The sequence below is a fragment of the Deltaproteobacteria bacterium genome, assembly GCA_003696105.1.
Taxonomy (GTDB): domain Bacteria; phylum Myxococcota_A; class Polyangia; order Haliangiales; family J016; genus J016.
In genome coordinates this window covers 1-19,372 of sequence record RFGE01000041.1, presented here as the reverse complement: position 1 = coordinate 19,372, position 19,372 = coordinate 1, and the positions used below count along the sequence as shown (strand labels likewise).

The following is a 19,372-nucleotide window of genomic DNA, read 5'->3' as shown; positions in this document are numbered from 1 at the left end:
CGCGCTCGTGCCGGCAGGCCCGGATGACACGCGACGCGGCGGCGTGCCGGTGGCGCACCAACCGCATGTCCAACCCGTACCCGGGCGATTCGCGGACGACGGATTGCACCAACACCACCGGCGGCACGTTCCGCATCGTCGGCGCGCCGCCGGACGGCTACCGGTGCGCCGGCGCCCGCGCTCGCGCCGGCCCGGATGACGGCCGAGGAGGCGGTGCCGGTGGTGCACGACGGGTCGAACGCGGTGGGGCCGGGCGACGAAAACCCGATCGAGTGGCGGGTGCCGGCGGCCGACGGCGGGTCGGGCGTGCACGACGTGGCCGACCGGCTGGTGTGTCCCGGCGCGGCGCTGACGCGCTCGTGGGGGCGCGGCACCGGCCGGTCGTCTATGGGTGGGCCTCCGGTGGCCGCGCCTGCCGGCGCGTGACCGCGCCGAACGCGGCGTATCCGGCGGCGAGGGCGGCGGCGATCGCCGCGAGCACCGACCACATGGCCAGCGGCCGATCGGGAAACGCGTCGAATGCCGCGCCGCCGACGAGCAGCGCAAACGCGAGCCCGAACATGCGCATGAATCCGAGAAGGCCCATCGCGCGCCCCATGCGCTCTGGGTCCGCCAGGCGCGCGGCCATCGCCTGCTGAGCGGGCTCGAGGACGACCTCCCCCGCAGTGAGGACGATCATCGACGCGGCGAGGCCGGCGAACCCGGGGGCGACGCCGAAGCCGACGAATGCCGCGACGTACAGGACGGCGCCCGCGACGAGCGCGACGCGGGTGCCGGCGCGCCGCACCGCGGCGACGGCCGGAAGCTGCAGCGCCAGGACGCACACCGCGTTGATGGTCCACAGCGCTCCGAGCGCGTCCTCGCCGAGGCCGACCCCAGCTTTGACGTACAGCGAAAACGTCGAAAACAGTTGTCCATGCACCAACCCGGACACCAGCGCGCACGCGAGGAACAGCCACACTCGCAGGGGCAGCGCAGGCGGTCGGACGCGCGCGCGACGCGCCGGCGTGCGGCGAGGCGGATCGCGGTAGCAGGCGACGGCCGCGGCGGCGGCGGCGATGATCGGCGCGGCAAAGAAGAACACGGCGCCGTAGTCGAACCACCGCAGCAAGAAGCCGCCGGCCGCGGGGCCGACCGCCCAGCCGAGGTTGACACCGATCTTCTGCAACCCGATCGCGGCGACGCGCTGGTCGGGTGGGGCGACGTCGGCGACCGCCGCGTAGGCGACGGGCTCGAACCAGCCGCGCACGATCCAACTCGCATACAGCAGCGCGACGACGACCCACACCGCTGCGTTCGCGGTCACCGCGATCCCGAGCGCGGTGACGAGGACGGCGCGGCCGGCGAGCGCGGCGACCATCGTTACGCGCCGGCCGATCCGGTCGGACACGTCGCCGGCGAGCCCCTGGCTGACGGCCTGCAGCAGATTGGCGCCCGCGTAGAGGACGCCGGTGACGGTTCCCGACAGACCGCGCTCGGTCACCAGGTAGATCGCCATGAACGCCATGGCCAACGACAGCCCGGCCGTGTTGACCGCGCGCGCTCCCGCCAGCAGCCAGATCCGGCGGTCGAGGGCGCGGTAGGGCGTCGGTGCGGGGGTGGGCATCGGTGTTCGCCGGCGGCGGCGCGGTGCCGGCCGGCGCCGCGAACCTACCGCAGGTCGAGGCCGCGTAGCGGCGTGTACGGAGTCGGTGCCGCGCGCGAGGGTTGGCAGGGCAAAGACCGCGTGATACCTCGTGCGGTGCGATGCGATGCGAACTCGTGTGCGACTACAAGTTCGAGGCGGCTCACCGGCTGCCCAAGGTGCCTCCGGACCACAAGTGCGCACGGATGCACGGACACAGCTACGAGGTGCAGGTAACCGTGGCGGGCGAGGTCGACCCCGAGTTCGGCTGGCTCGTCGACTTCGCGGAGATCGACGCCGTCGTCCGTCCGCTGATCGCGCAGCTCGACCACCGCGTCCTCAACGACATCGACGGGCTCGACAACCCGACGTGCGAGCACCTCACGCGGTGGATCTACGACCGCATTCGCGCGCGGCTGCCGATGGTCGCGGCCGTGGCCGTGGCCGAGACCCGGTCGTCTCGGTGTGTCTACCGCGGGCAGTGACCACCGTGAACGTGCTGCGGGTGGTCACCATCAACTTCTGGGGCGTCGAGCCGGACGTCGCGCGGCGGCTCGCGCTGGCCGAACGCCAGCTGCGAAAGATGGCGCCCGACGTGATCGGGATGCAGGAGGTGCGGCCCCTCGACGGCCGGTCCGGTCGCACGACCGCGGACGAGCTGGCCGATCGCCTCGGCATGCGCGCCGTCTACGAGGTGGCGCTCCGCTGGGATGACGACGCGTTCTTTCCCGGCCACCCGGGGGGAGAGGAAGGGCTCGCGATCGTGTCGCGCCACCCGATCGCGGAACACCGCGTGACGCGACTGCCGGACGCCCGGCCGACGGAGGCGCGCATTCTGCTGTCGGCGCGCGTGGCCACGCCCGCGGGCGACGTGTGGTGCCACACCACCCACCTGAACTGGCGACTCGACGACGGCGTCGCGCGCGAGCGCCAGGTCGTCGCGGTCGACGCGGCGATCCGGGCGATCGACACGGATCGGCCCCAGCTCTTGTGCGGCGACTTCAACGCGACCGCCGACCACGACGAAATCCGATTCCTGCTCGGCCGCACGACGCTCGACGGGCGGCGCACCCACTACCAGGACGCCTACGCGCGCGTGCATCCGGGCGAACCGGGCTGGACCTGGTGCGCACAGAACCCGCAAACCCGCGCGCTGCGGTCGCTCGACATCGACCGGCGCATCGACTTCGTGTTCGTGACGACGCGGGCGAAGGACGGCCGCGGCACGGTCGTGGACGCGGATGTGTGCCTCGCGGAGCGAGACGACCGCGGAGATTGTTGCAGCGACCACTACGGCGTGTATGCCGACGTCCAGATCGCTCCGGACTGACGGCGCCGCGGTGGACGGGACGGCCCGCGGCAACAGCTGACGGCGCCGCGTCGCGCGTTACGAAGCGCCGCCGGCGAACCCCGGTGCGATCGCGCAGGCGATCGCCGCCGGATCGCGCACGCCGAGGGCGCGCAGCGCGCGGTCGGCATCGGCGACGATCGCGCGTCCGGTGTCGCCGCCGACGAGTTGTCCGCGCACGCGCCGCACGCCGGCGGCCACGTGGGGCATGTGGGCGGCGTCGAGCGCGCGGTCGGCGGCGGCGAGCAATCGCAGGGCGCGGTCAGCGTCGCCGGCAGCGTGCGCCGCGGCGCCGTCTATCGCGATCGCCATCGCGCGCGCCCACGGGGAGGCGTGGCGCGACAGCGCGCCCGCGTGGCGGCGGGCGATCGCGAGCCATTCGCGGCGGCGACCGCGCGCGCCGCGGCGCCGAGCGGCGGCGACCGCGGTGCTCGCGCGCAGGGTGTCGGCCATACCCCGGACCTGCGCGACGTGGCGCACCAGCGACCGACGATAGCGCGGCCAACTTTCCTGCCACCGACGCCACGCGGCGTCCACGTCTCCCTCGTACAGGTCGACGAGGACCGAATACAGCACGCCGTTCCAGCGCTGGATGCACAGGACGTCTGCGGGCCAGGGCGCCAGCGCGGTGGCGATGTCCCGTCTCGCGTGCGCCGGTTCGTCTCGCGCGAGGTGGACGTAGATGCCGGGAAACCGCAGCATCGACCCCGCGTAGACGTCGTCGCGGTCGTCGGCGTCGGCGATCCAGCCGTCGATGCGCGCGGCCAGGTCGGTGAGCTGCCCGGCGTTGGCGGCGGCGAAGCTGAAGTGGATCTGTGCCGTCCCGGTCTCCCAGGCGACGTCGGTGCATCCGGCCAACAGCTCGAGCGTGCGTTCGGCGAGGCGGCGGCTGCGCGGCCAGTCGCCCGCGTGGAACGCACAGATGGCGTGCGCGCCGGCGACGAACGCGACGGCGCGCGGCTCGGCGACGCGGTCGGCGATCGCCGCGGCGCGGGCGAGCAGCCGCCGCGATCGCGGCGTGTGGCGGCCGGCGCGCGCGACGATGTGGCCCGCCTCGGCGGCGATCGCGCGGGCGACCCGCGCCGGCTCGCCGGCGGCGAGCGCGCGGCGCAGGTGTTCCGTCTGGAACGTCATCGCCCGGATGGGATCGACGCTGGCCAGGCCGGTGACGAGCGCGTGGCACGCGTCGACGGCGACGAGCGCCTCGGGGGCGATGTCGTCGGTCCGCCGCTCGCGAAAGCGAAGTCCCCGCGCGCGGTTGCGGATGCGGCCCCACGCCAGCGGCGCCAGCGCCGCGCGCGGCGTGGCCGGCAGCGACATGCCGCCCGCGCGCAGCACCGGCTCGATCGTATCGAGGCCGGCCTGCATGTGGCCGGCGCGCAGCAGCTGGTCGGCCGCGCGCCGGCGCAGTTCGAGCGCGTCGACGCCGCCGCTGAGCTTCGACGCGGCGAGAAACGCGTCCGCCGCGTCCCGCCCGCGTCCAGCGCCCGCGAGCGCATGGCCGAGCCCGACGTACAGTTGCAGCCGCACGTCGTCGCCGGCGCGGTCGGCGAGCTCGAGCGCCAGCCGATAGTTGCGCGCGGCACGATCGAAGGCGAGGGCGGCGGCCGCGCGGAGCGCGGCGATGCGCGCGTGGCCCAGCGCGCGATCGCGGTCGCCCGCGGCGGCGTATAGCTCGGCGAGCGCGTCCGAGTCGGCCGCGCCGGGGCCGTGGCGCTCGACGGCCGCGGCGAGCTGTCGTTGGGCGTCGCGCACCGCGTCGCGGGTCATGTCGGCGAGCACCGCGTCGCGAATCCGGTCGTGAAACAGCTCGACGAGGTCGGCGTCGCGCGGCCCGTGCGCGCGCACCAGCCGCGCGCGCTGCAGGGCGGCGGTCGGATCGGGAGTCGCGCCGCCGAGCGCGCGAGCGGCGCGCACCGCGACGCCGCGCGGAACCGGGCGGGCCGCCACCGCGAGCACGCGTACGAGCTGCAGCTGCGCAGCCGACAGGCCGGCGATGCGGCGCGCGAGGATCGCGTCGAGCGCCACCGCCTGGGCTGAGCCGGCGATGTCCGGATCGCAGCACAGCTCGGCGATCAGGTACGGGTTGCCGCCGGCGTCGCGCGCGAGGGCGGCCGCGCGCGCGGCATCGGGCGTGGCGCCCTGGTCCGCGAGCAGCCGCGCGGCGAGGCGTCCCGCCGCGTCGGGGTCCAGCGGGCCGACGTCCACCGTCCGCGGCGGCGCGGCCGCGGCTCGCAACACGGCGTCGACCGCGCCGCCGGCGGTGCCGGTGCGCTCACCGAGCACCCACAAGACCGGTGGCGCGTCTCGGCCGCGCAGCACCTCCGCGATCAGGTCGGCGCCGTCGGTGTCGACCCATTGCGCGTCGTCGACGACGAGCGCAACCGGCGCGCGCGCCGCGATGCCGGCGAGCAGCTCGCGCAGCGCCGCGAACGCGCGGCGGCGGCGTTCGTGGGGATCGGTCGGTTCGGTGCGGGCGCGGCCGCCGGGTTCGAGCCGAAGCGCCCACGCCAGCGGCGGAAACAACTGGACCAGCGCCGGCATGCCGGCCGGCAAAAGCGGCACGACGTCGCCGGCCGGCAGCGCCTCGAGCTGGCGCGACAGCGCGTCGATCGCCATGTCGACGCCCTTGTACGGCGTGGCTTCGCGCTCGTAGCAGCGACCGGCAGCGACCATCGCGCCGGCGGCGGCGGCCCGCCGGCCGAACTCGCCGAGGAGCGCCGACTTGCCGATGCCCGACGGGCCGCGCAGCCGCACGACCACCGGCGCGGTGCGCGACGCGCGCAGGGCCGCGTCCAGTGCGGCGAGTTCGCGGTCGCGGCCGACGAAGGGAACCGGCGGCGCGGTGCGCCGCGCCGGCCGCGGACGGCGCCGCGGCGACAGCCGCGCGATCACGTCCTCTCCCGCCGGCCGCCGGCCCGGATCGCGCTGCAACAGCGCGACGCACAGCGCGTCGAGGTCGGCGGGCACGCCGGGCGCGACCACCGACGGCGGCGGCGGGTCGCGTTCCTGCTTGGCGCGCAACACGGCCAGCAGCGGGCCCGAAAACGGTGGGGCGCCGGTCAACATCTCGTACAGGACGGCGCCGACTCCATACCAGTCGGTGGCCGGCGACAGCGGGGTCCGGCCCGCGGCCTGTTCCGGCGACGCGTACGCGGCCGTGCCAACGAGCGCAGGCGCCGCGTCGCCGGCATCGTCGACCGGCGCCGCGAGGCCGAAGTCGAGCAGCACCGCGCGGCCGCCACCGTCGACCAGCACGTTCGACGGCTTGACGTCGCGGTGCAGGATGCCGGCGGCGTGCAGCGCCGCGACGCCGTCGGCGACCTGGGCGAGCGCCGCGCGCGCGCGCGTCGCGTCGAGACGGCCGCCGGGCCGCGCCCACTCGGTGATCGGCACCCCGTCGATGCGCTCCATCGCCACGAACCAGTGACCGCCGGTCGCGACCAGCTCGAGCAGCGCCACCACGTTGGGGTGGACGACGTCGGCGAGCGCGCGAAACTCGCGCTTGAGCGCCGCGATGGCGCCGGGCGACCGCGTGCGCACCAGCTTCAGCGCCACCGGGCGGCCGCCGTCGACCGTCCGCGCGGCGTATACCTCCCCCATTCCGCCCGCACCGAGCGGCGCCTCGACGCGGTAGCGGCCGATCGTGTCGCCGGGCCTGACGGCGAGACGCGGGGTTTCCCCGGCGACCTGCATCGAATTCGATTATAACGGGCTCACCATGCGTCACATCTATGCGGATTTCATTGGGCGCGTCGCCAAGCCGGTGCGGTACCTCGGCGGCGAGTACAACCAGGTCCGCAAGGATCCGGCGCAGGTGGACGCGCGCGTGGTCCTCGCGTTTCCCGACGTCTACGAGATCGGGATGTCGCATCTGGGGACGAAGATCCTCTACACGCGGCTCAACCGCGACGAGCGAATCGGCTGCGAGCGGTGCTTCTGCCCGTGGCTGGACATGGAGGCCGAACTGCGCGAGCGCGGTCTGCCGCTCGTCGCGCTCGAGAGCGGCGACCCGCTGTCGGCGTTCGACGTCATCGGCGTGTCGCTGCAATACGAACTCACCTACACGAACGTGCTCACGATGCTCGACCTCGGCGGCGTGCCGCTGCGCGCCGCCGACCGGGCCGACCGCGACCCGCTCGTGGTCGGCGGTGGCCCGTGCGCGACGCATCCGGAGCCGGTCGCCGCGTTCTTCGACGCATTGTTCATCGGTGAGGCCGAAGAGGTGTTGCCGCAGCTCGTCGTCGACTGGGCCGCGATGCGGCGGGCCGGTCGCGCGCGCCGCGACGCGCTCGCAGAGCTGGCGGCGCGCTACCCGCTGTACGTGCCGTCGCTGTACCGCGAGGTCGTGGACGCCGACACCGGCATGGTCTGCGTCGGCGAGCCGATCGATCCGCGCGCGCCGACCTGCGTGCGGCGCCAGGTGGTCGACGACCTGGATGCGTATCCGTTTCCGACGGACGCGCCGGTGCCGTACGCCGAAGCGGTGTTCGACCGCGCGTCGGTCGAGATCGCGCGCGGCTGCACGGAGGGGTGCCGGTTTTGCCAGGCCGGCATGATCTATCGGCCCGTGCGCGAGCGCGATCCGCGGCAGATCGTCGACGCCATCGTCGGCAACGTCGACCGCGGCGGCTACGACGAGACGTCGCTCACGTCGCTGTCGACGGCCGACCACTCGTGCATCGCACCGCTGGTGCGCGAGGTCGCCGAGCGGCTGCGCGCGAAGAAGGTGTCGCTGTCCGTGTCGTCGCTTCGCGCCTACGGCCTGAGCGAGAGCGTCCTCGACGACCTCGCGTCGGTGCGCGCGACCGGTCTCACGTTCGCTCCGGAAGCGGGCACGCAGCGCATGCGCGACGTCGTCAACAAGAACGTGACCGACGAGCACATCGAGCAGTCGGCACACCGCGTGTTCGCGCGCGGCTGGGACCGCATCAAGCTGTACTTCATGATCGGCCTGCCGACGGAGACGGACGCCGACGTCGCCGGCATCGTCGACACCGGCGCGCGGGTGCTCGCGATCGGGCGCCAGTACGCCGGGCGCCGCGCCGAGGTCACGGTGTCGGTGTCGTCGCACGTCCCCAAGCCGCACACGCCCTTTCAGTGGTGCGCCATGGATCCGCTCGACGAGATCGAGCGCAAGCAGCAGGTGCTGCGCGAGCGCGCGGCCGGCACCGGCGTGCGCCTGCGCTACCACGACAGCGGCATCAGCTTCCTCGAAGTGGTGTTTGCGCGCGGGGACCGTCGACTCGCCGACGCGATCGAACTGGCGTGGCGGCGGGGTGCGCGGTTCGACGGCTGGGACGAGTGCTTCGATCTCGACCGCTGGCGCGCCGTGTTCGCTGACCTCGGCGTTCCCGTGGACGCGATGCTCGGCACGATCCCGGTGACGTCGCGGCTGCCGTGGGACCACATCGATGTCGGCCTCGAGGATGGCTTCTTGCTCCGCGAGTACCGCCAGGCCCTCAAGGACCGGCTGTCGCCGCCGTGCGGCAAGCCGTTCGGGGACATCGTCCACCACACCAACGTCGCGGATGCGGTGGCCGATCGCCGCAAGCTCGTGTGTTACGACTGCGGCGTCGCATGCGACCTGACGAAGATGCGCGCGGATCGGCTCGACGCGCTGCGCGCGCTCGGGGCGCTGGAGCCGAGGACGCCGGCAGCGACGGCGGCGGCCGCGCAAGCGCCGGCCCGACGCCGCCGCCCGCGGCCGCGCGCGCGGTTCGCCGCGGGGGACCGGTTTTCGTTCCGGGTGCGCTACGCCAAGCTCGGCCGCCTCGCGTTCCTCGGCCATCTGGACACGATGCGGGTGCTCACGCGGACGTGCCGGCGCGCCGGCATCGACGTCGCGTACTCGCAGGGGTTTCATCCCAAGCCGCTGGTCCAGTTCGCGCCGGCGCTGTCGCTCGGCGTGCCCAGCGCGGGGGAGCTGTTCGACGTCGCGCTGGAGAACGACTTGTCCAGCGAGGTGCTGTTGGAGCGCCTGCGCGAGGTGGCGCCCGACGGGCTGGTGTTCACCGGGGCGGCCCGCGCCGATGGCGCGCCGAAGTTGTCCAAGGCGATCGACGAATACGAGCTGGCGGTACGGCCGCCGGACGATGGCATGCGCGCGGACCGGGCGCGCGCCGAGCGGCTCGCGGCGGCGGCGATGGCGCGCGATGCGTTCGAGTGCGCGCGCGGCGACAAGGTGGTCGACGTGCGGCGCTATCTCGTGGCGGTGGACGTGGTGGACGGGGCGGTGGTCGCCGGTATGTGCGCGCTGTTCGACTGGCCGCCGGCGGACGCGGTGCTGCGCGCGCGTGTGCGGGTCGGCGCGGAGGGATCGGCCAAGCCCAGCGAGGTCGCCGCGGCCCTCGGGATCCCCGGCGCGCCGGTCGCACGCCTCGGGTTTCGCAAGGTTGCGAGCGACGGCGCGCGCCTGGATCCCCTTGCGCTCGCCGGCGACGTGGCTACGTTGGGTCGGGATGAAGCCATCGTGTGCGCGCCGGCGTGACCGGATGAGGCGCGATCGCGTCGCGCCGGCGGGCGCCGCTCGCCCGGAGGGAATGCGACCGTGAAGAATCAGCTCAAGACGCTCGCGCTGCTCGGCGGTCTGAGCGTGTTGTTGGTCGGCGCCGGCACGCTCGTCGGCGGCACGGGCAATCTCGTGGTGTTCGGCGCGATCGCCGTCGCGCTCAACTTCTTTTCGTACTTTTTCAGCGACAAGGTCGTGCTCGCGATGAACCGCGCGCGGGAGGTGTCCCCGCGCGAGGCTCCGCGGTTGCACGCGATCGTCCAAGACGTGGCCGAACGCGCCGGCATCCCCAAGCCGCGCGTGTTCATCATGGAGGACGATTCGCCCAACGCGTTCGCCACCGGTCGCAACCCGCAGCACGGCGTCGTCGCGGTGACGACCGGGATCATGAACATCCTGTCCGAGCGCGAGTTGCGCGGAGTGATCGCGCACGAGATCGCGCACATCAAGAACCGAGACATCCTCATCGCGTCGGTCGCGGCGATGATCGCCACCGCGATCTCGATCATCGCGTCCGTTGCGCGCTGGGCGGCGATCTTCGGCGGTCCGCGCGACGACGACGAGGGGGGCAACCCCATCGCGCTGATCGCGTTCGCCATCGTCGCACCGATCGCGGCCACGATCGTCCAGCTCGCGATCAGTCGCGCCCGGGAGTACCACGCGGACGCGACCGGCGCCCGGTTCATCGGCGATCCCGAGGCGCTGGCGCGCGCGCTCGAAAAGCTCGACCTGGCGAGCCGGCGCATCCCGCTGCACGCGGCGGAGGCGGCGCCGGCGACCGCGAGCTTGTTCATCGTCAACCCGCTGTCCGGTCAGTCGATGCTGCGGTGGTTCTCGACCCACCCGCCGCTGCCCGAGCGCATCCGCCGCCTGCGCGCGATGGCGGGGTGAGCGGAGGCGACCGCGCGTGCCGGTGCTCCAAGTCTCCGGGGCGTCGACGGCGCGGGGGAAACGCGGTACACCTGGCCCCATGGGCAGCCAGTGGAATTCGACTCCGGTGTGGCTTGCGGCGGTTGCGCTCGCGCTCGCGCCGGCGTGCAGCAAAGACCGCGATGCGGCGACGGACCAGGGCCGGCGGGGGTTGCCGCCCGCGAGCCAGGTCAAGCCGCCGGAGCCGGCTCTCGGGCAAGTCGCGGCTCCGGCCGCGCGCGATCCGCACGCGGGCATGGACACGGCCAACCCGCACGCGGGCATGGGCACGGCCAACCCGCACGCCGGTATGGGCATGGCCAACCCGCACGCGGGCATGGGCAGCGGGCCGGTCGACCCGAACCAGTTTCTCAAGGGCACGATCGACGCGACCGACGCGACGCGCTCCGCGATCAAACCGGGCGACGTGATCTATCTGATGGTCAAGCCGATCAACCCGGTGACCGGCGAGGTCATCGGGAACACGATGGCGGTCGATCGAATCGAGGTGACGTCGCTTCCGCTCGAGTTTTCGCTCACCGGCGCCAACGTGATGATGCCGGGCACGAAGTTCGAGGGCGACGTCGTCGTGATCGCCCGCGTCGACCGCGACGGCGAGGCGCGCAGCCGCAACCCGGGCGACATCGAAGGCAAGGTGCGCGCGAAGATTCCGGCCGCCGGCCTCAAGCTCGCGCTCGACACGGTGGTTCGCTGACCTCGGGCGTTCGGGCGCACGTCACGCGCCGTCGCGCAGGTGATGCGTGTCGTTGACGGCGTCGATGCGCCACGCCGCGCCGACCCGCGCGAGTGCTGTGACCGACGCGTTGTCGGGCCGGATGTACGCTCGTGTGCCTGCGGCGAACGGGTCGATGCCGCACGCGTGCGCGAACGCGCAGAAGATCGCGAACCCGTGGGACACGACGGCGACGCGTCCGCCGGCGTGCCGGGCGACGACCGCGTCGAGAGCGGCGCCGACCCGCTCGAACGCCCCGCGGGCCGACTCGCCGCCGTCCGGCGCCCAGTCCGGGTCGACCTCGGCGAGCCGGCGCCACGCATCCGGGTGCGCGCGCCGCACCTCGTCGAGCGCCAGCCCCTCGAGCACGCCGAGGCCGCGCTCGCGAAACCCGGGGTCGACCTCGACGTCGAGGCCCGCGACGTCGGCGAGCACTTCGGCGGTCTGCAGGGCCCGCGGCAGGTCGCTCGACACGATGGCGGTCGGCCGCAGCCGGTCCGCGATCACCCGGGCCGCGCGGGCGGCCTGCGCGCGACCGCGCTCGGACAGGGGCGTCGGCCCGTGGCCCGCGAAGCGCCCTTGCGCATTGCTCACCGATTCTCCGTGGCGGACCAGCGCCACGCGCGTTTGTGCGGAGTGGTCGGGCTCCGTCATCGGCGGTCATGATATACGGAGGGCTGCGATGCCAGACTACGGAAAACTGCGCGACCTGGTGAGCCACCGCGTCGAGTTCGAGTACGACACCGGCGCGCGCATCGTCGGCTACGTGGCCTCATGCCTGCCGCCGGAGGGCACCGTCCAGCTGATGACGTTGACCCACGTCGACTACGTCGCGGCCGACGGCACGTCGCTGCGCCGCGTCGACGAGGCGGCCGTCGTGCCGAACGTGCTCACCGGCGTCCGCCGCGTCGAGGGACCGGCGGGGCGCGACGACTGACCGCGGTGGCATCGGCCGATCACGTCCTGTTCCACCACGTGGTGGACCGCCCGGACGACGAGCTGCCGCTCGACGTTGCCGCACTGCTCATCGGCGAGTGGGAGTACGACGGGCTCGACGTGTCGCACTACCTGGGCGTGCTCGACCGGTTCGCGGCGCAGGTCGCGCGCGCGATCGACAACCGCGAAAAGTCGCGCCACGTCGAAGTGCGGGCGCTCAACGAGGTGCTGTTCGATCAGCTCGGCTTTCGCGGCGACGACAGCGGCGACGATCCCAAACACCTGTTTCTCAACGAAGTCCTGGACCGGTGGGTGGGGGCGCCGATCGCGCTGGCGGTCGTCTACATCGAGGTGGGGCGCCGCATCGGTGTGCCGCTTTGGGGCGTCTCGTTCCCCGGCAGCTACCTGGTTCGGCGCGACGACGTCGACGAGTGCCTGCTCATCGACCCGCACGCCCGCGGGATGACCCTCGACGAGGACGATTTGCGCGCACGGCTCGCGGACGCCGCCGGCCCGGAGGAGCCGCTGACCGCCGATCTGCTCGCGCCCTCGTCGAAACGGGACATTCTGTCCGAGATGTTGGCGGACCTCGGCGCGATCTACGCGCGCGACGGCGACGTGCGCCGGCAGATCGAAGTGCTTGAACGGCTGCGCATCCTGCACCCCGACGACGACGCGATCGACGCCGAGATCGAACGCCTGCGCCGCCACCGTCCCGGTCGCAACTGATCGCGGCGTCGCGCGCCCGCGCCCCGTGCGGCGCGGCGGACGAGCGCGCGCCCCGCCCGCCGCCCGCGTCTCGGCGATGCGTCCGCTGCTCCCCGCCGGCGCTGCGCCGCGCAGCCAAGCGGCGCAGATCGTGACGTGCCGGGCGCGGCCGTCATGCGTCGTGCGGCAGGCGGCCGCCGAACTCTTCCACCAGCAGATCGTCGTATCGATCAGCGTAGTCGCGCACGCGCAAGATCGTGTCGCGGACCTCGCCGATGTCGAGATCCACGGTCGACCGCTCGGCTACGATCAGGATCTCGTTTTGCCGCGCCGCGAACGCGGCGCCGTACACGTCGCGATCGTGAAGCGTGAGCAGCCGCCGGTACAGGCGGAGCGTATCCACGCGCGCGTCCGTGAGCATGACCGGAGCGACCACGCGCAAGTGCGTGAACTCGTCGCGCTCGACCAAGGACACCTGGACGCGCGTCGACCCGTGCGAAAACGACCACGACGGCTCCGGCGTGCCGGCCGTGCGGCGCGCGGCGGGATCGTGGCCCAGCTCGCGCAGGACGGCCTCGACCATCGCGACGGTCGATTCGAGGTTGGCCTCGCGCTCGTTTTCGAACAGGCTCATGAGCGTTGGCATTATCTCCCAAACGGATGCGCCATGCTTGGCTCGTGCGCCCGCTGGCGGCGCTGGCGCTGGCGGCCGCGATCGCCGCGGTCGCGCTCGCGCAGTGGGCGAGACGCCAACCCGCGCATCGGCCCGCTGCGCCGGCGCCGGGCCCTGCGGCGGCGCCCCGCGACGCGCCCGCGCGCGCCATGGCGGTGGCGGCGCGCGCAGCCATCGCGGGCCGTGTGATCGACGCCGCAGGCCGGCCGGTCGCCGGCGCGAGCGTGCGGGCGCTCGCCGGCGGCGCGGCGGTCGCGCAGGCGGTCACCGCGGCCGATGGCGCCTTCGAACTGGCTGGGCTTCCGCATGGGACCTACCGGATCGAACTGGCGGGGGCGGCGGTGTTTCCGGCGACCGTGGCGGCCGTGCCGGCGCCGGGCGAGCCGCTGGTCGTACTCGCCGCGCGGCGCGTCGCGATCGCGGGCGTCGCGGTCGGCGCGGGTGCGGCGTCCGAGGTCGTGGCGGTCGACGCGGTGGGCGGCGAACGCGTCGCGCGACCGGACGCCACGGGCGCGTTCGTGCTCGCCGACCTGCCCGAAGGGAGCTACACCGTGTGGGCGCGCGACGGACAGCGCGTCGCACGCGCAGTCGTCGTGGATCGGTTCGGACCGGGGCCGCACGAGCCGGTCCGCCTCGCGTTCGAGCCGGGGGCGATCGTGCGCGGCCGCGTGGTCGATGCGGCGACGGGACGTGGCGTGGCGGCCCGCGTGCGGGTCGTCGCAGGGGAGGGCGACGAGCCGCCGCGCCTGGCGACGGCGGACGCGGACGGGCAGTTTGCGGTCGGGCCGGTACCGTACGGCGAGTGGATCGTCGAGGCGCATGCGCCGGGCTACGTGCAGCCAGAGCGGCTCGCGGTCGACAGCCGCCGCGCGCCGCCGTTGACGATCGCGCTCGCGCGGGGCGGCGCGGTACACGGGCAGGTGCTCGACTCGCACGGCGTCCCGGTCGCCGGCGCGGTGGTGTGGCTCGAGGGAGAGGACGCCGGCGGCGGCCCCGTCGTCGTGAGCGACGCGACGCGGCGCGCAGAGCGCCGGCGGTTCGCGCGGCCGGCGGCCGGCGCCGCGGGTGTGGGCACGCTCGTGCCGCGCGGCGAGCTGGGCGTGCTCCTCGGTCCGATCCCGTATCCGCCGCCGCCCGGCGTGCGCGCGGCGGTCCCGGCGGACCCCGGCGCATCAGACCCGCCGGCGGCTCCGGCGACGGGGGGACTCGTCACCGATGCCGACGGGCGGTGGCGGATCGACGGGCTCGCGGCCGGCCGCTATCGCGCGCACATCCGGCACCCGGCGTTCGCCCCCGCCCGTACGGCGCCGGTCGGCGTCGCACTCGGCGCGGAGGTCGGCCCGGTGATCGCGAGACTCGCTCCGGGGACAGTCGTTTCGGGCAGGGTGGTTGACGCGGGCGGCCATCCGGTTGCCGGTGCAACCGTTCGGGCCGACGCGGTCGACCGGGACCGGCGGCTCGCGGTCGCGGTGACGGACGCCGGCGGCCAGTTTCGCCTGCGGCCGATCGCCGAGGCCGCCCGAGTGCGCGTCACGGCGCCGGGCTTCGCCCCATGGAATGCCGCGGTCGCCCCGGTGCCGCAGGCGGAGGCGGCGAGCGAGCGGCGGCTCGAGGTCGTGCTCGAACGCGCCGACGCGCGGCTCGCCGGCCGGGTCGTCGATCCACTCGGACGGCCCGCCGCCGGCGCGGTCGTGCGCGCGGCCGGGCGAACCGCCACCGCCGATGCGGCCGGCCGGTTCTCGCTCGACGGGCTGCCGCGCGGGCCCGTCGACGTCGTCGTGTCGCACCCCGGGTATCCCGACGCGGCGGCCCGCGCCGACCCCGGCGACGACGTCACGCTGCGCGTGTCGCCGGGCGGCGGGGCAACGCTGGACGTGCGCGACGCCCACACGGGTTCCCCGATCCGCGCCGCCGAGGCGGTTGCGGTCGGCCCGGGCGACCGGCGCCGGGTGGTGCGCGTCGCCGGCGGAACCGCGACCGTCGCGCCGGTGGTCCCCGGCGCGTGGAGCGTGACCGTGCGCGCGGCCGGCTACGTGCCGCGGACCGTGCGGGTCGACATCCCGGCCGGCGACGGCCCGATGGCGATCACGGCGCGCGACGTCCGGGTGGAACTCGAGCGGGGCGCGACCGTCGCGGGAGTCGTCCGCGACGCGCACGGTCAGCGGGTGGCCGGCGCGACCGTGCGCGTCGGCGACGTCACCGCGCAGACCGACGCGGACGGCCGATTTCGGCTTCGCGACGTCCCCACGGGCGACGTCGCGGTGGAGGCGCGAAAAGGCCGGGCGCGCGGCGCGGTGCGGGTGCCGCTTCGGCCCGGCGACGAACTCGTCACCCTCGAGATCTCGCTGTCGGCGGTGCCGCCGGACGGCGCGCCGTGACGTGGGCCGTCCGCGGGCCCGGTCCGCGCACGGTCGCGGTCGCGCAAACCGGACGGGCGCGAGCCGCTTCACTTCCGGTCCGTCGGGTCCAGAATCAGCGTCGGCGCGTTGTGCAGGGCTTCGTCGAACCCGTCGTCGTCGGCGCGTTCCGGGTCGGCCGCCCGCCGAGCGCCGCGGTTGCGATCCAGGATCAACGTCTCGGATGCGTGGATGTCGAAACTCGACGAGGCCGCCGTTCCCTTGCGTTTGCCGCGCGGCCGCACACCGTCGCGCTGCAGCGTCGTCGCGTTCGACAGGTGTTGCGGCGAGTCGTCGGCGAAGTCTCCCGCGGCCTCGGCCCTCGTGTTCGTCGCCGGTTTGCCGCGAGTGCCACCGGGCCGCGGCGTAAACTTCGTGTACGGCGCGCGCGGGCCGAGGTCGCGCGCGATCAAGTTTTCGCCGACGTCGTCCGACGGCGTGTCGGCGACGACGAACTCCTCGAGCATGCGCAGTTCGCGTTCGATCTCGGCGGCGAACATCTTGCGGACGTAGCGCCCGAGGTGGCTGCGCGTGTAACCCGGCATGTAGCTGTTGAGAAATCCGCGCAGTGCCTGCTGTACCTCCAGGGCGGTCTGGTAGCGGTGTGCGCGAGAGCGCGCGAGGCATTTGTCCGCGATCGCTTCGAGTTCCGGCGGCACGCCCGGCGCGAGTTCCGAAATGGGCCGGTAGCGGGCGTCGCGCACCTTGATGAGCAGGTCCATCTCGTTGGTCGCGGTAAACGGCGGCACGCGCGTGAGCATCTCGTACAGGCACGAGCCGAGCGAGAACAAGTCCGAGCGCTGGTCGAGCTTGCGGCCGAGGGCTTGCTCGGGACTCATGTATTTGACCTTGCCCTTGATGACGCCGGTCTTCGTGTTCACCTTCGACAGGGTTGCCTTGGCGATGCCGAAATCGCACAGCTTGACCTCGCCGGTGTACGCGCAGATGACGTTCGAGGGCGACACGTCGCGGTGGACGATCCGCAGCGGCCGCCCCGAGCGGTCGACCGCCGTGTGCGCGGCGTGCAGACCGGCCGCGATCTCGGCCGCGATGTAGGCGGCGTGTTGCGGCGGCATCGACCGGCGCTGCTGCCGGCATCGCTCGAGGATCGTCCGCAGATCCTTGCCGTCGACGTGCTCCATCGCGATGAAGTACTCGCCGTGGGCTCGCGCGAACTCGTACACGCGCGCGATGTTCGGGTGTTTGAGCAGCCCCGCGATCTTGGCCTCGTCGACGAGCATCTGGATGAAGTCGTCGTCCTCGGCCAGGTGGGCGAGCACGCGTTTGACCGCGACCATGTGCGCGTGGCCGTCGGCGTCGAACGTCTTGGCCCGGTAGATCTCCGCCATCCCGCCGAATGCGATGCGATCGAGCAGGTGGTAGCGTCCCAACTGGTGTGCGCGGCGCACGACGCCGTTCAGTGTAGCGCAGGCATCGCGTATCCTCTCGAAATTCGCGAACATTCGGCGGTCGTCAGCGCGCGTAACCTGACGGCCGCCGGGCGCGTCTGGTAGGGTACGTGCACCACGCTTCACGGAGGTCGTTTCGATGATTTCAACGCGATGGACCTGGCTCGCCGCCGGCCTCGCGAGCCTCGGGCTCGCGGCGGTCCCCGCCTGCTCGAAGAGTTCGGACAACGGCAACAAAGGCGCGGCTCACCAGACGACTCCCGCGCCTGCGCCGACCGCCGCGGCGCCCGCACCGGCGACTCCGCCGGCACCCGCGGCCACGGCACCGGCGACGCCGCGCAGTGAGACGCCGCAGTACGTCGCCGAGATCGTGGCGCCCGCTGCCGTGACGGCCGGGGCAGAGGCCGCGGTGACCGTCAAGGTGACCCCGAAGCCGGGATGGCACTTCAACCTCGAGTTCCCGACGAGCGTCACGGTCGAGGCGCCTGCCGGGGTGACGGTCGCCAAGCCGAAGCAGACGCTCGCCGACGCGGTCGAAAAGAGCGAAGAAAAGGGCGCGAGCTGGGCCGTCAAGCTCGTGCCGGCGAAAGCGGGCGAAGGCGTGTTGCGCGCGAGCTTGAAGTTCGCCGTGTGTACCGACACGACCTGCGATCCGAAGCGCGAGACGCTCGCGCTCCGGCTCGAGACGAAGTAGCGCAGCCGGCGCGGTACGTCCGGCGTCAGCGGCCCGGCGCCGGCGAGTCCGGCGCGCCGTCGTCTGCCGGCGTGACCCGGTCGGCGATCAGCCCCCAGAAGCGCCGGGCATTCGTGAGGAACGCCCAGCCGACGTGCGCGCCGCAGCCGCGACAGTATGCGGTCTGCCACCGGTGGCCGGCAAACCACGTCCATTCGTCGGTCTGGTTGCCGGCGGCGACGGCGCCCGGTGCGCGATCGAAGCAGCCGAACCGATAGCGGTGGCCGTGCGGGTTTTCGCGGACGTGCTCATGCGCGCCGTCGACCTCGATGCGTTCGCGGCGGTCGGTGAGCGGGTGGCCGCACGCGGCGCAACGGACGTCGGGGGTCTCGGCGGGACGTGGCCGTGCGGTCACGGCCGGTCGCCGACCCCGACGAGATCGACCTCGATGCCGACGCCCGAGTCGGCCGCGGCGCGGACGACCGCGCGCGCCAGCGCCACGTCCTGAATGGCGAGGCCGGTCGAGTCGAACACGGTGATCTCGTCGTCGTGCGTGCGGCCGGCCGCGCGTCCGGCGACGATCGCGCCGAGCGTCGTGGCGACGGCGTCCGGTGTGAGCCGGCCGTCGCGGATCGGCGCGTTGACCTCGCCGCTGGTGAGCGCCTGGTGCGGGTCGTCGATCACGACGCGCGCGGCGGCGAGCAGCTCGGGGTCGAGTTCCTGTTTGCCCGGGGCGTCGGCCCCCATCGCGTTGATGTGAGTGCCGGGCCGCACCCACGCGCGGTCGAGGATCGGGGCGCGCGACGGCGTGGCGGTGCACACGATGTCGCAGCCGGCTGCGTCCTGCACCGACCCGACGGAACCGCCGATCTCGGCCGCGAACCGGTCGGCCGCTTCGGCGTTGGCGTCGGCGCAGATGGCGTCGAGCGGGCGGTCGAGCGCGACGCGGAGCGCCGCCCACAGCGTTCGCGCCTGGACGCCGCAACCGACGAAGCCGACGGTACGGGCGTCGCGGCGCGCGAGGTACCGTGCGGCGACCGCGCCGGCCGCGCCGGTTCGCGCCGCGGTGAGCGCCGTGGCGTCGAGCACCGCGAGCGGGAACGCGGTGGCCGGATCGCTGAGGACGAACACGCCCATCACCGCCGGCAACCCGAACCGCTCGGGGTTGTGCGGGTGGGAGTTGACCCATTTGACGCCGGCCGCGCCGTCGAGCGCCGCCGGCATGGCGCGAAAGTCGCCCTGGTGGTCGGGCAGGTCGAGATAGACCTTGGCCGGCATATGTGCGTCGCCGCGGCCGTGCGCGGCGAACGCGGACTCGACGGCGTCTACGGCCAACTTCATCGTGAGAACGGAGTCGACGTCGGCGCGGGTGAGCACGCGGGTCTTCATGGGCGAACCATACAGCGGCGCGGGGGGCGCGCGTGCGGGGCGGCGCGGGCGGCGTGCGGGTGG

At 73.8% G+C, this 19,372-nt stretch carries 16 protein-coding genes; 9 read left to right on the top strand and 7 right to left on the bottom strand.

What is annotated here, in order from left to right:
• The first annotated feature begins 195 nt into the window (after positions 1-195).
• Positions 196-426 (top strand): hypothetical protein, encoded by a 231-nt coding sequence (locus tag D6689_02750; GenBank protein ID RMH44316.1) that lies wholly within the window; start codon positions 196-198, stop codon positions 424-426.
• On the opposite strand, the gene D6689_02745 is transcribed toward D6689_02750, so the two are convergent.
• Positions 386-1,606, bottom strand: a complete 1,221-nt coding sequence (locus D6689_02745) for an MFS transporter (GenBank protein ID RMH44315.1) — start codon at positions 1,604-1,606, stop codon at positions 386-388. The two genes, D6689_02750 and D6689_02745, sit on opposite strands and share 41 nt — an antisense overlap.
• A gap of 140 nt (positions 1,607-1,746) precedes the next feature.
• Here D6689_02745 and queD point away from each other — a divergent pair, with 140 nt between their 5' ends.
• Positions 1,747-2,109 (top strand): 6-carboxytetrahydropterin synthase QueD, encoded by a 363-nt coding sequence (gene queD, locus D6689_02740; GenBank protein ID RMH44314.1) that lies wholly within the window; start codon positions 1,747-1,749, stop codon positions 2,107-2,109.
• Positions 1,995-2,954: a hypothetical protein gene (locus tag D6689_02735; GenBank protein RMH44313.1), complete on the top strand. Its 960-nt coding sequence runs from the start codon at positions 1,995-1,997 to the stop codon at positions 2,952-2,954. The genes queD and D6689_02735 overlap by 115 nt, the downstream gene beginning before the upstream one ends.
• A gap of 57 nt (positions 2,955-3,011) precedes the next feature.
• Here the strand turns inward: D6689_02735 and D6689_02730 are convergent, their stop codons facing one another.
• Positions 3,012-6,668, bottom strand: coding sequence for a hypothetical protein (locus D6689_02730; protein RMH44312.1), 3,657 nt, complete (start codon positions 6,666-6,668; stop codon positions 3,012-3,014).
• Between the two features lie 25 nt (positions 6,669-6,693).
• Here D6689_02730 and D6689_02725 point away from each other — a divergent pair, with 25 nt between their 5' ends.
• The 3 genes from D6689_02725 (at position 6,694) to D6689_02715 (ending at position 11,107) form a co-directional block, all read left to right on the top strand.
• Entirely contained in the window at positions 6,694-9,462 is a 2,769-nt protein-coding gene (locus D6689_02725) for a TIGR03960 family B12-binding radical SAM protein (protein RMH44311.1), read from the top strand.
• A 60-nt stretch (positions 9,463-9,522) separates the two neighbouring features.
• A complete protein-coding gene (locus tag D6689_02720; protein ID RMH44310.1) occupies positions 9,523-10,374 on the top strand; it encodes a protease HtpX in 852 nt (283 codons plus the stop codon).
• A gap of 79 nt (positions 10,375-10,453) precedes the next feature.
• Positions 10,454-11,107, top strand: a complete 654-nt coding sequence (locus tag D6689_02715) for a hypothetical protein (GenBank protein ID RMH44309.1) — start codon at positions 10,454-10,456, stop codon at positions 11,105-11,107.
• A gap of 21 nt (positions 11,108-11,128) precedes the next feature.
• Here D6689_02715 and D6689_02710 read toward each other — a convergent pair whose 3' ends face one another.
• On the bottom strand, positions 11,129-11,779 hold the full coding sequence (locus tag D6689_02710) for a histidine phosphatase family protein (protein ID RMH44308.1): 651 nt from the start codon (positions 11,777-11,779) through the stop codon (positions 11,129-11,131).
• Positions 11,780-11,899: 120 nt separating this feature from the next.
• Between D6689_02710 and D6689_02705 the strand changes: the two genes are divergently transcribed.
• Positions 11,900-12,790, top strand: coding sequence for a hypothetical protein (locus tag D6689_02705; protein ID RMH44307.1), 891 nt, complete (start codon positions 11,900-11,902; stop codon positions 12,788-12,790).
• 151 nt (positions 12,791-12,941) lie between these two features.
• Here D6689_02705 and D6689_02700 read toward each other — a convergent pair whose 3' ends face one another.
• On the bottom strand, positions 12,942-13,403 hold the full coding sequence (locus D6689_02700; protein RMH44306.1) for a hypothetical protein: 462 nt from the start codon (positions 13,401-13,403) through the stop codon (positions 12,942-12,944).
• 26 nt (positions 13,404-13,429) lie between these two features.
• Between D6689_02700 and D6689_02695 the strand changes: the two genes are divergently transcribed.
• Positions 13,430-15,820 carry a carboxypeptidase regulatory-like domain-containing protein gene (locus tag D6689_02695; protein RMH44305.1) on the top strand — a complete coding sequence of 797 codons (2,391 nt, stop codon included), beginning with the start codon at positions 13,430-13,432 and terminating at the stop codon, positions 15,818-15,820.
• A gap of 68 nt (positions 15,821-15,888) precedes the next feature.
• Here D6689_02695 and D6689_02690 read toward each other — a convergent pair whose 3' ends face one another.
• Positions 15,889-17,301 (bottom strand): serine/threonine protein kinase, encoded by a 1,413-nt coding sequence (locus D6689_02690; GenBank protein RMH44304.1) that lies wholly within the window; start codon positions 17,299-17,301, stop codon positions 15,889-15,891.
• Positions 17,302-17,386: 85 nt separating this feature from the next.
• Between D6689_02690 and D6689_02685 the strand changes: the two genes are divergently transcribed.
• Positions 17,387-17,941, top strand: a complete 555-nt coding sequence (locus D6689_02685; GenBank protein ID RMH44303.1) for a hypothetical protein — start codon at positions 17,387-17,389, stop codon at positions 17,939-17,941.
• 25 nt (positions 17,942-17,966) lie between these two features.
• Here the strand turns inward: D6689_02685 and D6689_02680 are convergent, their stop codons facing one another.
• Positions 17,967-18,335 carry a hypothetical protein gene (locus D6689_02680; GenBank protein ID RMH44302.1) on the bottom strand — a complete coding sequence of 123 codons (369 nt, stop codon included), beginning with the start codon at positions 18,333-18,335 and terminating at the stop codon, positions 17,967-17,969.
• Positions 18,332-19,309, bottom strand: coding sequence for an ornithine cyclodeaminase family protein (locus D6689_02675; GenBank protein ID RMH44301.1), 978 nt, complete (start codon positions 19,307-19,309; stop codon positions 18,332-18,334). Before D6689_02675 ends, D6689_02680 begins: the two co-directional genes overlap by 4 nt.
• Positions 19,310-19,372: the final 63 nt, after the last annotated feature.